Consider the following 15,941-nt stretch of genomic DNA (forward strand, 5'->3'; position numbering starts at 1 on the left):
GGCACCTCGTACGCGCCTGCCGCGGCCAGTCCCGCGGCCCGGGGGCGCCGTTCGTCGCCGCGGCGGCAGCCTCGACCGGAGGGCTCGCGTCTCCCGCGTCCCTCGCTGCCGGTGTCAGCCGTAGTGGGCCTCGGCCCACCAGCGGCCGTGTTCGACGACCAGGAGCCAGGCGCGGCCGTCGGCGGCGGTGATCTGCATCCGCGCGATGCGGCGGGAGCGGTCGTGGTCCCACCACCACTCCAGTACCGGCCAGGGGCCGGCCCAGCCCTCGACCGTGGCCTCGCCGTAGCCCTCCACGGCGAGGCGGGCCGGGGCGGCGGACAGCGACATGCGGCCGGAGACCGCCACCCGTCGGCCGCCCGCGTCGGTGAGATCGGCGGGCAGCCAGCGCGGGAAGACCGTGGCCGGGTGAGGGGCCGGCAACCGGCCCGGCCAGGGGCCGTCGGGCGGACGCGGGCCGGTGTCCAGGTCGCCGAACGGGACGAGCCGGACCTGGTCCGCAGGGCCCCGGCCGCCGCCCAGCTCCACGCGCACCACGGCACGGTGGCCGAGCATCGCCTGCACACGGGCGGCGGCCCGCTCGATCTCCTCGGGGGTGTGACGCTCGCCGAACAGCGCGGTCTGGCGGCCGGTGGCCGTGGTCAGCTGCTCGGGACGCAGCGCGAGGCGGACGATGCCCTGTTCACCGCCGGTGTCGAGCAGTCCCGCGTCCGCCCACGCCTGCAGGACTCCGCGCACCCGCTCGGCGACCGCGAGCGCGGACAGACGGCCCTCGTGGCGGAAGATCCGCGACAGGGTGCGGCCGTCGGCGAGCTCCACGGCGGCCTCCAGCCGGGCGCACACCAGCCCGGCCGAGGCGAGGCGTTCATGGAGCTGCCCGGCGCTCGCCTTCGCGGCGAACACCACGGGTTCGAGGAGACCGGCGGCCGGCTCGAAGGCGTACGCCACGGTGTGTGCCTCCGTGTCCTCCCGCGGGGCGAGCGGGCGGTCGTGGCGGCCGCGGGCGGTGCGGTGGGCGGTGATGCCCTCGGCGCCGAACCGGGCCAGCACCTTGGCCTCGGGCAGCGCCGCGTACGCGCCGACCGTGCGGATGCCCAGGCGGCGCAGCAGCTCGGCCAGCCGGGGTGCGCCCAGGATGCCCACCGGATACGGGGCGAGCCAGGCCGCCTCGCCGCCGTGGGGCACGACGGCCCCGGTGCGGGCGGCGAGGGCCGCCGCGAAGACCGAGTCGGCGATGCCCGCACCGGCCGGCAGATCCACCTCGCCCAGGGCGGCGACCAGGCGGTCGGCCAGCTGCGGCTCACCGCCCCAGTAACGGGACGGGCCCTGGGCGGGCGCGGCGATCAGGCCGGGCCGGATCACCTCCAGGCGCGGCATGACGGTGCCCTCGACATGACGGACGGCGGGCTCGAACACCCGGATCTCGGCGGCGAGGTCCCGCTCCACCACCCGCAGCCGTGCACAGCGGGACCGTGCGACCCGCACGCGCATCCGCCGCCGTACGCCTGCCGCCCGTGCGGCGGCCGAGCAGGCCACCACCTCGTCGCGGTGGACGACCGCGACCGGTTCGGCGCCCCGGGGGCCGGCCGCCAGGACCGGGTAGTCGGGCACCCAGCCGACGATGATCCTGCTGCTCCGGCCGTCGTTCATGGACTGATATTCGAATGTGCGTGCGATTAAATCAAGTCGGTTCCCCGCACGCGAAGATTCCGCCGGGCGTCACGCGAAGGTCCCGCCGCGCGGCGCCCACGCGACGGGAAGGCGGCTCCCCGGGGCGGAACGGCCCCGGAGAACCAGAGGAGCTGTTCTCCCAACCCCTCTCCGTCTCGGGTAGCCCCTTCGCGGGCGCCTCACACACCCTTCGGCGGGCGTCCGGTCCGTCCCGTCCCGGCGGGTCGGTCGTGGTGCGGGGCGTGCGTGTGCACGTACTCCAGCGCTTCGAGGACGACCGTGCGTCGGTACCAGGAGCGCCAGGCGGCCAGGTCGTCCGCGAGGACGGACAGGGCGGTGTGCTGTGCGGCCGTCATCCAGCCTCCGGGCCGCATCCGGTGGACGCAGATGACGCCCGTGCACTCGCCGGTCTCGCTCAGGGCGGGCACGGCGTACAGGGCGCGGCTGCCGGTGGCGAGTGCGGCCAGCCCCTCCTCGGCCCCGGCGAGATCGGGGTCGGCGGCGACGTCCGCGACGAAGATCGGCTCGCCCAGGTCCCTGGCCTGCGCGCACACGGCGGGCGGGCCGCTCACCAGCGCGAGGCGGTCGCGATAGGCGGCGTCCAGGCCGGCCTGCGCCTCCAGTACCAGGGAGTTCTCCAGGGCGCGGTCGGGGAGGTGCACCTCCGCGCCGTCCGCGTCCGCGAGCGTGACGGCCTCGTAGACGAGGCTGCGCAGCACGTGCTTGCGGTCGTCGGCCCGAAGGCCCTGCCTGCCGAGGAGTTCCAGCCGGGGCGGCGCGGTGCGCAGGCGCCCGGGAAACCACCGGGGCGAGGACGTGCCCGGCGGCGGAGCGGTCACGACGGCCGACGCGAGGATCCGCATCGGCGCGTTGTACCGCTGGGACGCCTGCTTCAGCAGGCCGAAGGCCGCGTCCGCGTCGGCCAGGGCGTAGCGCTCCAGCAGGACGCCCTGGGCCATGCCGATCAGCGGGCCGGTGCGGATCTTGGCGTGCAGGCCGAACAGTTCGGCCTGCAGGTCCTCGCCGCCGCCCGGCACGTGCACCCGGGACTCCGCGGGGGCCACCGCGGCGAGAGCCGCCGCGAGCGTGGGGTGCACGCGCAGCCCCGGCGGCGGCGAGGGGGAGAACAGCGCCTGCACATGCGGAGCCGCCGCGATCACCAGGACCGGGTCCTCGGTGCGATGGCGCGTGCCGGCGTCGAGGACCCGGACGGCCGCCGCGCTGACGAGCCGGAGGTCCGTGAGGTCCAGGACGAGGTGCCGTCCCGCGCGGCTCGCCCGGTCGGCGTGGCGGGCCAGGTCCTGGCTCAGCGCGGTGGCGGCCTCGTCGTCGAGGACGCCCGACCGGCACAGGATGTCCGCCTGGCCGGCCGCCGACCGCACGGTGAGGGCCGCGCCGGGCGTGGTGCCACGGCCGCGCAGTGGCGGCGCCGGGTCCTGTGCCATGCGGCCGATCCTTCCGCCGGACTGCGGTCCCTTCCCGACCGTCTGCTCCAGATTGGCTCCACGGTATGCGGGGTGGCAACCAGTAACGCCTGCCCCAACGGTCCGTCGCCCCGGGGGGCGGTCCCCGCGGGGAGGCGGTCCCCGGACCGGGTACGGGCTCAGCCCACCACGCGCAGGACCGGCCGTGCCGGGCGCGAGGCCCCGTCCGGGGCCACCGCCTCGCGCAGGCCGGGTTCCGTGGTGCCCGCTGTGCCCGTGGCGCCCGTGCCGCCGTCTGCGGGGGCGACCCGGCCGTCGGGCCCGGGCAGCCACAGGTCCGCATGGCGTGGCGCGGCCGCCGCACCGCGTCCGGCGGACGCCACCCGCACCCGCCGTCCGCGCAGCAGGCCGTGGCCGCCGCCGACGCCCTCCCAGACGGCGGACACCACGCTCATCCGCACCTCGGCACCCTGCCAGGAGTCCGCGGCCAGAAGTACCGATCCGCTGCGCCGCAGCACGGCCGCCAGCCGGCGGGCGATCCGGTCGGGCACCGGTCCGGGCCGGCCGACGAGGACCACCGGCACGGCCTCGGCCACGGTGGCGAGAACCTGTGCCCACTGGCGGCCCGGATCATCGATCCGCATCCCGTCCGCCAGCTCCAGCCCGGCCGCCTGCGCCGCCGGCGCCCCCATCTGCGGCAGGCCCACCGCCGCCCAGCCGGCCGTGCCGCCGGCCGCCTCGGCGGCGAGAGCCAGCAGGAGCGGCATGTCTCCACCAGCGCTGACCGTCGTTCCCGGGCGGATACGTCCCTCCGGGAGCAGGGCTCCGAGCGGCGACGGGTACGTCGACCCGGCAGGGCCGACATGTGCTTCCACGCTCGCCACCGGTCTTGCGGACATGGCTCCATATTCGAGTATTCGTTCGAATGAATCAAGTCATCAAGGATGCGTGTCGGTGGGGTGCGGGGCGCGCCGAAGGACTTGCCGAACCGGCAAACGCGCTCCTCCTCCGAGGCGCGCCTTCCGCATGATCGGCGTACGAGGCGCATGCGCAGGTACGAGGCACATGCACAGAGGAACGGTCCTGGAGGAGAGCCCGCATGACGCACCCCATGACGCACCATGTCCCCGAGATCACACACCGGCTGATCCCCGCGCCGGCAGGCCGGATCCACCTCGCGGAACAGGGGACCGGACCGCTGGTGCTGCTCGTCCACGGCTTCCCCGAATCCTGGTACTCCTGGCGCCGCCAGCTGCCCGCCCTCGCCGCGGCGGGATTCCGCGCGGTCGCCGTCGACGTCCGCGGCTACGGCCGCTCCTCCAGGCCGGCCGCGGCGGACGCGTACCGCATGCTCGAACTGGTCGAGGACAGCGTCTCGGTCGTGCACGCCCTGGGCGAGGAGTCGGCGGTGATCGTCGGCCACGACTGGGGCGCGGCCGTCGCCGCGAACTCCGCCCTGCTCAGGCCCGAGGTCTTCCGCGCGGTGGGGCTGCTGAGCGTCCCCTACACCCCGCGCGGTGGGCCCCGTCCCAGCGACGTCTTCGCCGGCATGGGCGGGGACGAGGAGTTCTACGTCTCCTACTTCCAGGAGCCGGGCCGCGCCGAGGCCGAGATCGAACCCGACGTCCGCGGCTGGCTCGCGGGCTTCTACGCCGCCCTGTCCGCCGACACCATGCCCGCACCCGGCGCGCCCGACCCGCACTTCGTCGGCAAGGGCGGGACACTGCGCGACCGGTTCCCCGCCGGGCCGCTGCCCGCATGGCTCAGCGAGGCGGAACTCGACGTCTACGCCGGGGAGTTCGAACGCACCGGCCTCACCGGAGCCCTCAACCGCTACCGCACCATGGACCGCGACTGGGAGGACCTCGTGGCCTACGACGGCGCCCCCGTCACCCAGCCGTCCCTGTTCGCCGGCGGCACCCTGGACGCGTCCACGGCCTGGCTGTCCGACGCGATCGAGGCGTATCCGGTCACCCTGCCCGGTCTGGTCTCCTGCCACCTCCTGGAGGGCTGCGGCCACTGGATCCAGCAGGAACGCCCCGAGGAGGTCAACCGCCTCCTGACCGACTGGCTCGCCGGCCTTCCCGCCGTCCGCTGAGCCGTAACCCGGTTGAGGCGGTGCCCGCCGATGGGAAAGGCTCCGTGGTCATGGAGTACTTCTGCTACCACCGCGACCGGGCCGGATCGGCGGCCCTGCGTCACGAACTGCTGGAGGAGCACTGGTCCTACATGGACCGGTACGCGGCCGGGATGATCGCCCGCGGTCCGACCCTCGCCGCCGACGGCGACACCCCCAGCGGCAGCGTGCACATCCTCGATCTGCCCGATCCCGCCGCCGCCCGCGCGTTCGCCTTCGACGAGCCCAACCATCAGGCCGGCGTCTACCGTGACGTGCTGCTGCGCCGGTGGCGCAACCTGCTGGGGCGCACCATGTGGGACTTCCGCGGCGGCCGGGAGGGCGGCACCCGCCATCTCGTGCTGGGTCTCGGTCCGGCGGGGGGCGCCGGCCCCGCCGTACCGCACGACACGGACGAACTCATCGCGTACGGGCCCCTGTTGTCGGACGACGGTGCCACCTGGCTCGGTACGGCGGCGCTGCTGCGGGCCCCGGACGAGAAGGCGGCGCGGGCCGTCCTGGCGGCCGACCGCCATGCCGTCGTCGAGGTCCACACATGGCAGTTCGGCGGACGGCCCTAGGGTGAACCCGGGCGCATATCCTCACAGGTCATGAGCGCAGCCGCGGACACGTCCGCCGTCACGAATCTGATCGCCAGGTACGCGGAACTGGTCGACACCGGCGACTTCGCCGGGGTCGGCGCCTTGTTCGCCGACGCCGTGTTCATCGGCAGCGGGGCACCGCTGGAAGGAGGCGAGGCCGTCGAGCGGATGCTCCGGAACACCGTGATCCTCTACGAGGACGGCACACCCCGCACCCACCACGTCACGACCAACGTCACCGTGGAGGTCGACGGTGCCGCCGGCACGGCCGCCGCGCGCTCCTACGTCACCATCTTCCAGGCCGTGCCCGGCCTCCCGCTGCAGTCCATCGCCGCGGGCCGCTACACCGACCGCTTCGTGCGCCGCGACGGTCGGTGGCGGTTCGCGGAGCGCCGGGTCGGCATCCATCTGGCGGGCGATCTGAGCCACCACCTGCGGAGCTAGTGCTGCGACGGGATGCGGGGTGCGGGAGCGGGTTCGTGCGGCGAGTGGTGTCCTGGACGGGTGGATCCTGACGGGCCCTGGGCCCGGACCCGCAGTCGAGCAGTCGAGCAGTCCCGCTGTCCCGCAGTCCTGTAATCCCGCTAAGCCCGCAGCAGTGATCGTCCGGACGAAGGAAGTGCCGCCATGACCACCATCGCCGTCATCGGAGCCGGCCCCGGGCTCGGCGCCGCCGTCGCCCGCCGCTTCGGCCGTGAGGGATTCGACGTGGCGCTCGTCTCCCGCAGCCGGCAGCGGGTGGACGAGCTCGCCGCGAAGCTGGCCGACGAGGGCGTCACGGCGCGCGGCTTCGCCGCCGACGTACGCGATCCGAAGGCCCTGGCGGCCGCACTCGACACGGCGCACACCGAGCTGGGCCCGATCGAGGTCCTGCAGTACAGTCCGCTCCCGCAACAGGAGTTCATGCGGCCGGTGCTGGAGACCACGTACATCGACCTCATCGGGCCGATCGAGTTCTCCGTCTACGGCCCCGTCGCCGCCGTCCAGCAGGTGCTGCCCGGCATGCGCGCCCTGGGGCGCGGCACCGTCCTCCTCGTGAACGGCGGCAGCGCCGTCGTGCCGCACGCCGACCGGGCCGGCACCTCCGTGGCCTTCGCCGCCGAGAGCGCCTACGGCCATCTGCTGCACGACGTGCTCGCCGGCGAGGGCATTCACGTCGCCCAGCTGATCATCCCCGGTGCGATCATCCCCGGGCACCATCGCAAGGACCCGGTCCTGCTCGCGGACACGCTGTGGGACATGCACCGCACCCGCCACGGCTACCGCCACTTCGCCGACGACCTCGACTCCTGACGGCCGGTCCCGGGGCCCCGGTGTCGGGTGCCGGTGCCGGGTGCCGGGTCAAGCCGTGGCCCGTTCCTCCGCCCGCTCCAGGCGCACGATCACGGCCTTCGACGTCGGCGTGTTGCTGATGTCGGCGACGCTGTCGAGCGGTACGAGGACGTTGGTCTCCGGGTAGTACGCGGCCGCCGAACCCGGGGGAGTGGGGTAACCGACGAGGCGGAAACCCTCCGCGCGGCGCTCGGAGCCGTCGGACCAGACGCTGACCAGATCGACGAGCCCGCCGTCGGTGAGCCCGAGACCGGCCAGGTCGGCCGGGTTGACCAGGACGACGCGCCGGCCGCCCTTGACGCCCCGGTAGCGGTCGTCCATCGCGTAGGGGACGGTGTTCCACTGGTCGTGCGAGCGCAGTGTCTGCAGGACGAGGTGGCCCTCGGGCGCCTGCAGCATCGTGAAGTCGTTGACGGTGAAGACGGCCTTGCCGCCGGGCGTGCGGAACACCCGCTCGTTGACCGGGTTGGGCAGGCGGAACCCGCCCGGCAGCCGCACCCGCTCGTTGAAGTCCTCGAATCCCTCGACGACTTGGGCGATACGGTCGCGTACGAGGTCGTAGTCGGCCTCGAAGTCGGCCCAGGGGACGGCGGGTCGGGAGCCCAGGACGCGGCGGGCCAGCCGGGTGATGATGGAGACCTCGCTCAGCAGGTGCTCCGAGGCGGGGGCGAGGCGGCCGCGCGTGGCGTGCACCTCGCTCATGGAGTCCTCGACCGTCATGAACTGCTCGCCGCCGGCCTGGACGTCCCGGTCGCTGCGGCCGAGCGTCGGCAGGATCAGCGCGGTGCGGCCGCACACCGCGTGCGAGCGGTTGAGCTTGGTCGAAATGTGCGCGGTCAGACGGCAGTTGCGCAGCGCGCGCTCGGTGGCGTCGCTGTCGGGCGTGGCCCGCACGAAGTTGCCGGCCACGCCGACGAAGAGCTTCGCCCGGCCGTCGCGCATGGCCCGGATGGAGTCGACCGAGTCCAGGCCGTGCCGGGTCGGTGGGGTGAAGCGGAACTCCGCGCCGAGGCGGTCCATGAACGCCTGCGGCATGCGCTCCCAGATGCCCATGGTGCGGTCGCCCTGGACGTTGCTGTGCCCGCGGACCGGGCACACCCCCGCGCCGGGCCGGCCGATGTTGCCGCGCAGCAGAAGGAAGTTGACCACCTCGCGGATGGTCGGCACGCCGTGCTTGTGCTGGGTCAGGCCCATCGCCCAGCAGACGATGACGCTGCGGCTGTTCAGCACGCGTTCATGGACCTGCTCGATCTCGTCCCGGCTCAGCCCCGTGGCCTGGAGGACCGCGTCCCAGGACGTCGTGGCACGCAGCTGCTCGGCGAAGGCGTCGTAGCCGGTGGTGTGTGCCTCGATGAACTCCCGGTCCAGGACGGTGCCCGGCTCCTTGTCCTCGGCCTCCAGCAGCAGCAGATTCAGGGCCTGGAACAGGGCGAGGTCGCCGCCCGGCCGGATCTGCAGGAACTGGTCGGCGATGTCCGTGCCGCGGCCGACGAGACCGCGCGCCTTCTGCGGGTGCTTGAAGCGCAGCAGCCCGGCCTCGGGCAGCGGGTTGACGGCGACGACCTGGCCGCCGCGGCGCTTGGTCTCCTCCAGCGCGGACAGCATGCGCGGGTGGTTGGTGCCGGGGTTCTGCCCGACGACGAACACCAGGTCGGACTCGTACAGGTCGTCGAGGCTGACGCTGCCCTTGCCGATGCCCAGGGTCTCACCGAGGGCCGAACCGCTCGACTCGTGGCACATGTTGGAGCAGTCCGGCAGGTTGTTGGTGCCGAAGGCGCGCGCGAACAGCTGGAGCAGGAAGGCGGGTTCGTTGGCCAGCCGGCCGGAGGTGTAGAACAGGGCCTCGTCCGGGTGGTCGAGGGCCCGCAGTTCGCCGGCGAGCAGGTCCAGGGCCTCGTCCCAGCCGATCGGCTCGTAGTGCGTCGCGCCCTCGCGCAGCACCATCGGCTCGGTCAGCCGGCCCTGCTGGTTGAGCCAGTAATCCGACCTGCGGCTCAGCTCGTCGACCGAGTGCTGCCGGAAGAACTCTGCGGTCACCCGGCGCGAGGTGGCCTCGTCGCTGATGTGCTTGGCGCCGTTCTCGCAGTACTCGTTGCGGTGGCGGCGGCCGGGAGCCGGCTCGGGCCAGGCGCAGCCGGGGCAGTCGAAGCCCTTCGCCTGGTTGATGTTGAGCAGGGTCAGCGCGGTCCGCCTGGGCGAGGTCTGGCCCAGCGCGTACGTCAGGGCGTGGACGACCGCGGGAGCGCCGGTGGCCCATGTCCTGGGGGCCGAGACCGACAGGTCGCCCTCGTCCGGTTCGTCGAAGTCCCGCATCGAGTACCACGCCCTCTCCGTGCCGGGCCCCGTCCCGCCCATGCGTCGCGCCCACTCTTCGCCAGGGCGTCGGCCATGGTCAAAGCGGAAGTTCTTATCGGCTGAGAGGCGGCACCGATGACTGCCGCGTGTGTGATCCGTGCGCGGACGGCCGGTGGGCCGGCGACGGCACCGGTGCCGGACGGCGCGCCGCGGTGGATCATTGGAGGGTGCTGCTCCGCCAACTCGAGTACCTCGTCGCCCTCGCCCGAGCCCGTCACTTCGCGAAGGCGGCGCAGGCCTGCTACGTCTCCCAGCCGGCGCTGTCCGAAGGCATCCGGAAACTGGAGGAGGAACTCGGCATCCCCCTCGTGCAGCGCGGCCGCAGGTTCGAGGGCCTGACGCCCGAGGGCGAGCGCGTCGTGCTGTGGGCCCAGCGCATCCTGGCCGACCGGGACGCGATGCAGGACGAGATCCAGGCGCTGCAGGCCGGACTGAGCGGCCGGCTGCGCATCGGCACCGTGCCGACCGCGGCCACGGCGGTCGCGCTGCTCACCCAGCCGTTCTGCGCCGCCAACCCGCTGGCCACGGTGCAGGTGTTCGCGGACCTGCAGTCCGTGGACATCGTCGACCGCCTCCATGCCTACGAACTCGACGCCGCCGTCACCTACCACAGCACCGTCGTGGAGCACGGCTTCAAGTTCGTCCCGCTGTACCGGGAGCGCTACGTCCTGCTGATCCGGCGCGACGCCCGCGATGCCCGTGACGTTCGTGCGGACGAGATCTCCTGGGAGGACGCGGCCCAGTACCCGCTCTGCCTGCTGCACCCCGGCATGCAGGGACGCCAGGTCCTGGAGGCGGCCTTCGAGGCGGTCGGCGTCTCCGTGACCCCGCGCGTGGAGACCGACTCGATCGCTTCCCTGTTCGCCCAGGTCAGATCCGGGCAGTGGGCGAGCATCGTGCCCCACGCCTGGCTCCACGTCTTCGGCGTCCCGGCAGGCATGCACGCCGTCCCCCTGGTCCGCCCGGTCCGCACCGAACGCATCGGCCTGGTCCTCCCGGCCCGCGAGCCGGTCTCGGTGATAGGCCAGGCCCTGATCGACGCGGTGGAACAGGCGGGGATCGCGACGACGTTGGAGCGGTTGCCGGACGAGAGTTTCTCCAGGTGAGCCGGCGGTAACGGACGAGAGCTGCGGCCGGGGCACCGGACACCGCACGGCCGAACCGCCCGCCACCCGCACCGCCCTGCCCACGCCGGCTCACCGGGCGACCGACGTCGAACCGGGCGCCCACGCCCGCGCGGACATCCGCCTTGCCGGCGTCATGTCCCGGCCGCGTGACAACGAGGGATTGTCAGCCGGGGAGTGACAACCTACTGTTGTCACCATGAGCCAAGAGCCCACCGTGGACCAGCTCATCCAAGCGGCCCGCAACCGCGCCACCGGTGACGACCCGCTCGACCTGCTGGACGCCGTCCTGGCCCTGACCCGAGACCTGTCCGGCCGAGCCGACGCCGCCCTCGACCAGGTCGTACGGCAGGCCCGCGACGCGGGCTGCTCCTGGACGGTGATCGGTGAACGGCTCGGCGTCTCCCGTCAGGGAGCGCGTCAGCGATACGCCGAGCGCGTTGCCCACGCCCCCGCGACCGTCGGCCTGGTCCGCGGCCGCGACCTGGAGGCCGGACTGACCGCCGCGCTGGACGCGGCTGAGGCCGACCACCTCGCGCAGGCCGGCACCGAACACATCCTGCTGGGACTGCTCACGGACGGGGTGGCCGCCGCCACCCTGGAACAGCTCGGCGTCAGCCGTGCCACGGTCCGCGACGCCGGCCACCGCCTCTTCGACCACCCCGACCACCCCGCGCACCGGGGCCGGCCCGTCTTCTCCGCCGAGGCCCAGGCCGCTCTGGCCGGAGCCGAGCAGCTGGCCGCCGAACGCACCCCGGCCTGCGCACCGGTCGTCGTCACCACACCGCAGCTGCTCGCCGTCATCGCCACCGACCCCGGCTCCCGCGCCCGCCGTGTCCTCAACGACCTCGGCGTGGACGTCGCCGACGTCAAGCGCCTGCTGCACTGCTACGTCAACGTGCCCCGCACCCCCTTCGGCCGCCGCTCCCGCCGCGGCCGTCCCGGCAAGAAGCAGACGGACCGCTGCTCGTTCTGCGGGCACGCATCCAGTGCGGAACGCCGCCTCGCCGCCGGACCCGATGTGTGGATCTGCTCCGAGTGCGTGGTCCTGTGCGGCGAGATCCTCGGACGCGGCGAGATCCTCGGAACCTCTCGCCCGGCTTCCTGAAGCAGGGAACCGACGGCGGCTTCTCGGCTTCGACCTCCGGTTCTTCCGCGTGCGAATGTCCTGGTGGACGTCGCCGACGCCGTCGCCGCGGGGGCCGCGCTCGCTCCGGTCCAGTGGCGGGAGAACGTACGGGTGCTCCTCGAGGCCGGGCCCACGCTTCACAGAATGCCCACACATCCCAGGGTGAACTTTAGGTTTCAAGCGCTACGCTCGACCGCAGTCCGAGCGGCCGAGTGCGTCCACCTCGCACCGCTCCCTCCGCAGGCACGGGAGACCCGAGGTGCACGACGGCGACGTAGTGGTGATCGGCGGCGGGTACGCGGGGGTCCGGCTGGCCCGGCGTCTGGACTCGGTCGCGCGGGTCACCCTGGTGGACCGCAAGGAGGTCTTCTTCCACCGCATCGCGTCCCTGCGCGCGGGCGTGCGCCCCGAGTGGTCGGTGACTCCCTTCATCCCCTACGACCGGCTGCTGCGCAACGGCCGCGTGGCGGTGGGCAAGGCGGTCCGCATCGACACCGCCGAGCGCCAGGTCGTACTGGCGACGGGCGAGCGGCTGCCGTACGACGTGGCGGTGATCGCCAGCGGCGCCGACTACCCCGAACCGGCCCGCTTCACCGGCACCACCACCGACGAGGCGGTGAAGGCACTGACCGGGCACCAGCAGAAGATCGCCACCGCCGGGCACATCCTCGTCGTCGGCGGGGGCCCCTCCGGCGTGGAACTCGGCGCGGAGATACGCCTCGCACGGCCGGACGCCCGGGTCACCCTCGCGCACGCCGGCCCGGCGCTGCTGCACTCGACCGGCGTCGAGCGGGCCGGTCGCAGGGCGCGGGACTGGCTGGAGGCGCACGACGTCGAGGTACGCCTGGACTCCTTCATGTCGCCCGGCAACGACTTCGGCACCTACCGCGACAGCCGCGGCACGGTCATCGAGGCGGACCTTTCCTTCTGGGCGACCGGCACCACGCCCAACACCCTCTGGATGCGGCTGGGCGGACACGGCGCGTGGCTGAACGAGACCGGGCACGTCAAGGTCGACCGCACGCTGCGCGTCGCGGGACGGCTCGACGTGTTCGCCGTCGGCGACGTCAACGACGCCACCGAGCTCAAGATCACCCCCGCCGCGCTGGCCCAGGCGGACCTCGCCGCCTGGAACATCCGCGCCCACCTGACCAGTTCGGGCCGGCACCGCAAACAGCTGCGCCGCTACCGGGCGACGCACCGCACTCCGCTCATCGTGCCCTTCGGCGCGGGCGACGGGCTGACCCTGCTGCCCGTGCCGGGCGGCGAGAGCGCGGTCCTCGGCGGCCGTACGTCGGTGCTGGCCAAGGCGAAGACGCTGATGACGCCGTACATGAGGCGCCAACTCGGCTACACCGCCGGCTGATCGGCCGTACGGCCTTCCGGTACGGCCTTCCGCTACACCCGCTCGGGCGCCCCGGACCCGGGCAGGCCCCCCGGCGATCTAGGGTGCGGGCATGACCTCGCAGACGTATCTCTCCGAACTGTTCGCGCTGGACGGCCGGGTCGCCGTGGTGACCGGCGGCAGCTCCGGCATCGGCCGCGCCATCGCGGGCGCCCTCGCGGGCGCCGGGGCGAGCGTCGTGGTGGTGGCCCGCCGGGAGGCGGAACTGAGCGCCGCGGTGGACGAGTTGACGGCCGACGGGGGCAGGGCGGCCTGGGTGAGGGGCGACCTGGGCAGCCGCGACGGTGTGCGTGACGCCGCGGACCGGGCGGCCGGGGTCTTCGGGGAGCCCGACATCCTCGTCAACAGCGCGGGCGTCAACCTGCGTCCGCCGATGGGAGAGTTGGGCGAGGACGTCTGGGACCGCACGATGGCGGTGAACCTGGAGGCACCCTTCCTGCTCGGGCAGCGGTTCGGGCCCGGCATGGCCGAGCGCGGCCACGGGCGGATCATCCACGTCACCTCGCAGCAGGCGCACCGCGCGTTCGTCCGGAGCGGGGCCTACGGGGTGTCCAAGGGGGCGCTCGAATCGCTGGCCCGCTCGCAGGCCGAGGCGTGGTCGCCGCACGGAGTCACCTGCAACACGCTCGTGCCGGGCTTCGTGATGACTCCGCTCAACGCGCGGCTGTCCTCCGACCCGCGGAAGGTGGCGGAGCTGGCCGCCCGCACGATGATCGGCCGCAACGGCCTGGCCGAGGACTTCGCAGGCGCCGCGGTCTTCCTGGCAAGCCGCGCCTCCGCGTACATCACCGGCCAGTCCATCTTCGTCGACGGCGGCCTGTCCGTGCACTGACGCGCCGGCCTGAAGCCGACCTGACGGCCCGGCGACGGAAGCCCGGCGGCCTGACGGCCGGGTGGCCCCTCGGCCCTGTCGCCGGGTGGCTCTATGGCCTGGGGCCCCGCGGCCTGAGAACCCGCTCGCTGTGTGGCCTGGCGCCCGGCAGTCGGTGACCGTGCGGCCCCGCGGCTCGTGGGCCGGCGGCTCGTCGTCGTGCGGCCCGCAGCCCCCCGGGGGCCTCGGCCCCGCGTCCCCGCAGCCCCCGGCCCCGCCGCCCAAGGCCCCGGTCGCCATAAGACCCGGCGGCTCGGCAGTCGGTGGTGGTGCGGTGTGGTTTGCGATGTGCGGGCGGATGCCGTTCGCGCCGATCAGGCGATGCCCGACCGTGTACGGGAGCAGCGGTGCCGTCCGGGCTGTATAGTCAACAATGCGAATAGGCAACAATGTGGTCATTCGGCGTGTGACGACGGCGGAAGGCGGTCGAGCCGTGGCAGGCAGCGGATATCTGCGCTACGTCGCCCTGGGGGACAGTCAGACCGAAGGGCTCGGCGACGGTGACGAGGAACGGGGCCTGCGGGGATGGGCGGACCGGCTCGCCGAGCAGCTCGCCCACGACAGCCCCGGCCTGCGGTACGCCAACCTCGCCGTGCGCGGCCGGCTGGCCGGCCAGGTGCGCGCCGAACAGCTCGCGCCCGCGATGGAGCTGAAGCCCGACCTGGCCACGGTCGTCGCCGGGATCAACGACGTCCTGCGGCCCCGCTTCGACCCGGACGAGGTGGCCGGACACCTGGAGGCCGTGTTCGCCGCGCTCACCGGGCAGGGGGCCCGTGTCGCGACGCTCACCTTCCCCGACATCGGCCGGATCGCACCGCTGGCCCGGCCGCTCGCGCCGCGCGTCGTGGCGCTCAACGCCCGTATCCGGGAGGCGGCCCGCCGGCACGGCGTCGTGGTGGCCGACTCGGAACCGCACCTCGCGGTGACCGATCCCCGGTTCTGGAGCACGGACCGGCTGCACGCCAGCCCGGCCGGCCACGCGCGCATCGCCGCCGCGGTCGCCCACGCGCTGGAGGTGCCGGGCACCGACGACAGCTGGACGCGGCCCCTGCCCGCGGACCCGGCGGCGCGCACGGGCCTGCGGGCCGCCCGCGACGAACTGCGCTGGCTGGGCACCTTCCTCGGCCCCTGGCTCGTGCGTCGGGCCCGGGGCCGCTCGTCCGGCGACGGACGGCAGGCCAAGCGGCCCGCGCTGCTCCCGGTGACCGCGGTCGCCGAGGGGCCGTCGTAGTACCCGGTGGTCGCCCTGGTCGATCTGTTGATTAATCAACTCGCTGATACGTTGGGCCCATGGCTCTGCGCAACGCGGTGATGGCCGCGCTTCTGGAGGGTGAGGCATCCGGATACGACCTCGCGAAGGGCTTCGGGGCCTCGGTGGCCAACTTCTGGATGGCCACCCCGCAGCAGCTCTACCGCGAGCTGGAGCGGATGGAGCAGGAGGGGCTGGTCTCCGCCCGGGTCGTCCAGCAGGAACGCCGGCCCAACAAACGGCTCTTCTCGCTCACCGAAGCGGGCCTTCAGGTCCTGCGCGACTACGTCGGCGCGGCTCCGGACAGGCCGCCCGCCATGCGGGACGAGCTGATGGTCAAGGTGCAGTGCGTCGACATCGTGGAGGGCGCGGAGTTCGACGCCGTACGGGCCGCGGTCGCCGAGCGCCATGAGCGGGCCACCGCCAAACTGGCCCGCTACCTGCGGATGCAGGAGCGCATGCTCGACGGGCGCGACGAGGAGGAGTACCTCGCCACCGCCGAGCGCATCGGCCCCTATCTGACCCTGCAGGGCGGGATCGCCTACGAGCGGGCCAACCTCCGCTGGAGCGAGACGGCCCTCAAGAGGCTCGGCGAGCGCGCCGCCGCGGCCGGTCGGGCGCAGGGAGGCTGAGCGCGGCGGCAGGGACGGGTTGAGCGGAGGA

At 73.7% G+C, this 15,941-nt stretch carries 14 protein-coding genes; 10 read left to right on the forward strand and 4 right to left on the reverse strand.

Annotation, left to right across the window (positions count from 1 at the left end):
- Positions 1 to 114 precede the first annotated feature (114 nt).
- The 3 genes from ACIRPX_RS10160 to ACIRPX_RS10170 all read right to left on the reverse strand — a co-directional run bounded on the left by ACIRPX_RS10160 (position 115) and on the right by ACIRPX_RS10170 (position 3,862).
- On the reverse strand, positions 115 to 1,650 hold the full coding sequence (locus ACIRPX_RS10160; protein ID WP_404190990.1) for a DNA polymerase Y family protein: 1,536 nt from the start codon (positions 1,648 to 1,650) through the stop codon (positions 115 to 117).
- Between the two features lie 200 nt (positions 1,651 to 1,850).
- Positions 1,851 to 3,116, reverse strand: coding sequence for a GAF domain-containing protein (locus ACIRPX_RS10165; protein WP_404190993.1), 1,266 nt, complete (start codon positions 3,114 to 3,116; stop codon positions 1,851 to 1,853).
- A gap of 158 nt (positions 3,117 to 3,274) precedes the next feature.
- Positions 3,275 to 3,862 (reverse strand): hypothetical protein, encoded by a 588-nt coding sequence (locus tag ACIRPX_RS10170; protein ID WP_404190995.1) that lies wholly within the window; start codon positions 3,860 to 3,862, stop codon positions 3,275 to 3,277.
- A gap of 332 nt (positions 3,863 to 4,194) precedes the next feature.
- On the opposite strand from ACIRPX_RS10170, the gene ACIRPX_RS10175 reads away from it, so the two are divergent.
- The 4 genes from ACIRPX_RS10175 (at position 4,195) to ACIRPX_RS10190 (ending at position 7,106) form a co-directional block, all read left to right on the forward strand.
- Entirely contained in the window at positions 4,195 to 5,193 is a 999-nt protein-coding gene (locus tag ACIRPX_RS10175; RefSeq protein WP_404190997.1) for an alpha/beta fold hydrolase, read from the forward strand.
- Positions 5,194 to 5,243: 50 nt separating this feature from the next.
- A complete protein-coding gene (locus ACIRPX_RS10180) occupies positions 5,244 to 5,792 on the forward strand; it encodes a YciI family protein (RefSeq protein ID WP_404191000.1) in 549 nt (182 codons plus the stop codon).
- Positions 5,793 to 5,822: 30 nt separating this feature from the next.
- Positions 5,823 to 6,257, forward strand: coding sequence for a nuclear transport factor 2 family protein (locus tag ACIRPX_RS10185; protein ID WP_404191002.1), 435 nt, complete (start codon positions 5,823 to 5,825; stop codon positions 6,255 to 6,257).
- A gap of 183 nt (positions 6,258 to 6,440) precedes the next feature.
- Positions 6,441 to 7,106 (forward strand): SDR family NAD(P)-dependent oxidoreductase, encoded by a 666-nt coding sequence (locus ACIRPX_RS10190; protein ID WP_404191005.1) that lies wholly within the window; start codon positions 6,441 to 6,443, stop codon positions 7,104 to 7,106.
- Positions 7,107 to 7,154: 48 nt separating this feature from the next.
- Here ACIRPX_RS10190 and ACIRPX_RS10195 read toward each other — a convergent pair whose 3' ends face one another.
- Entirely contained in the window at positions 7,155 to 9,458 is a 2,304-nt protein-coding gene (locus tag ACIRPX_RS10195) for an FdhF/YdeP family oxidoreductase (protein ID WP_404191233.1), read from the reverse strand.
- Positions 9,459 to 9,667: 209 nt separating this feature from the next.
- On the opposite strand from ACIRPX_RS10195, the gene ACIRPX_RS10200 reads away from it, so the two are divergent.
- From ACIRPX_RS10200 to ACIRPX_RS10225, 6 genes are all read left to right on the forward strand, one after another.
- Positions 9,668 to 10,606 (forward strand): LysR family transcriptional regulator, encoded by a 939-nt coding sequence (locus ACIRPX_RS10200; protein WP_404191007.1) that lies wholly within the window; start codon positions 9,668 to 9,670, stop codon positions 10,604 to 10,606.
- A gap of 217 nt (positions 10,607 to 10,823) precedes the next feature.
- Entirely contained in the window at positions 10,824 to 11,732 is a 909-nt protein-coding gene (locus tag ACIRPX_RS10205; protein WP_404191009.1) for a Clp protease N-terminal domain-containing protein, read from the forward strand.
- Positions 11,733 to 12,012: 280 nt separating this feature from the next.
- Complete coding sequence (locus ACIRPX_RS10210) at positions 12,013 to 13,119, forward strand: NAD(P)/FAD-dependent oxidoreductase (protein WP_404191012.1); 1,107 nt, start codon at positions 12,013 to 12,015, stop codon at positions 13,117 to 13,119.
- Between the two features lie 91 nt (positions 13,120 to 13,210).
- Complete coding sequence (locus ACIRPX_RS10215; protein ID WP_404191015.1) at positions 13,211 to 13,990, forward strand: SDR family NAD(P)-dependent oxidoreductase; 780 nt, start codon at positions 13,211 to 13,213, stop codon at positions 13,988 to 13,990.
- A gap of 472 nt (positions 13,991 to 14,462) precedes the next feature.
- Complete coding sequence (locus tag ACIRPX_RS10220; protein WP_404191018.1) at positions 14,463 to 15,260, forward strand: SGNH/GDSL hydrolase family protein; 798 nt, start codon at positions 14,463 to 14,465, stop codon at positions 15,258 to 15,260.
- A 59-nt stretch (positions 15,261 to 15,319) separates the two neighbouring features.
- A complete protein-coding gene (locus tag ACIRPX_RS10225; protein WP_404191020.1) occupies positions 15,320 to 15,910 on the forward strand; it encodes a PadR family transcriptional regulator in 591 nt (196 codons plus the stop codon).
- The last annotated feature ends 31 nt before the right edge of the window (positions 15,911 to 15,941 follow it).

This window comes from Streptomyces sp. NPDC101225 (genome assembly GCF_044767585.1).
Lineage (GTDB): Bacteria > Actinomycetota > Actinomycetes > Streptomycetales > Streptomycetaceae > Streptomyces.

Bases quoted from the DNA above. Each gene is read 5' to 3' on its own strand.
- ACIRPX_RS10190 (WP_404191005.1), top strand. From the start codon at position 6,441: ATGACCACCATCGCCGTCATCGGAGCCGGCCCCGGGCTCGGCGCCGCC.
- ACIRPX_RS10205 (WP_404191009.1), top strand. From the start codon at position 10,824: ATGAGCCAAGAGCCCACCGTGGACCAGCTCATCCAAGCGGCCCGCAAC.
- ACIRPX_RS10215 (WP_404191015.1), top strand. From the start codon at position 13,211: ATGACCTCGCAGACGTATCTCTCCGAACTGTTCGCGCTGGACGGCCGG.
- ACIRPX_RS10225 (WP_404191020.1), top strand. From the start codon at position 15,320: ATGGCTCTGCGCAACGCGGTGATGGCCGCGCTTCTGGAGGGTGAGGCA.
- ACIRPX_RS10165 (WP_404190993.1), bottom strand. From the start codon at position 3,116: ATGGCACAGGACCCGGCGCCGCCACTGCGCGGCCGTGGCACCACGCCC.
- ACIRPX_RS10195 (WP_404191233.1), bottom strand. From the start codon at position 9,458: ATGCGGGACTTCGACGAACCGGACGAGGGCGACCTGTCGGTCTCGGCC.
- ACIRPX_RS10185 (WP_404191002.1), top strand. From the start codon at position 5,823: ATGAGCGCAGCCGCGGACACGTCCGCCGTCACGAATCTGATCGCCAGG.
- ACIRPX_RS10170 (WP_404190995.1), bottom strand. From the start codon at position 3,862: ATGCCGCTCCTGCTGGCTCTCGCCGCCGAGGCGGCCGGCGGCACGGCC.
- ACIRPX_RS10180 (WP_404191000.1), top strand. From the start codon at position 5,244: ATGGAGTACTTCTGCTACCACCGCGACCGGGCCGGATCGGCGGCCCTG.
- ACIRPX_RS10160 (WP_404190990.1), bottom strand. From the start codon at position 1,650: ATGAACGACGGCCGGAGCAGCAGGATCATCGTCGGCTGGGTGCCCGAC.
- ACIRPX_RS10175 (WP_404190997.1), top strand. From the start codon at position 4,195: ATGACGCACCCCATGACGCACCATGTCCCCGAGATCACACACCGGCTG.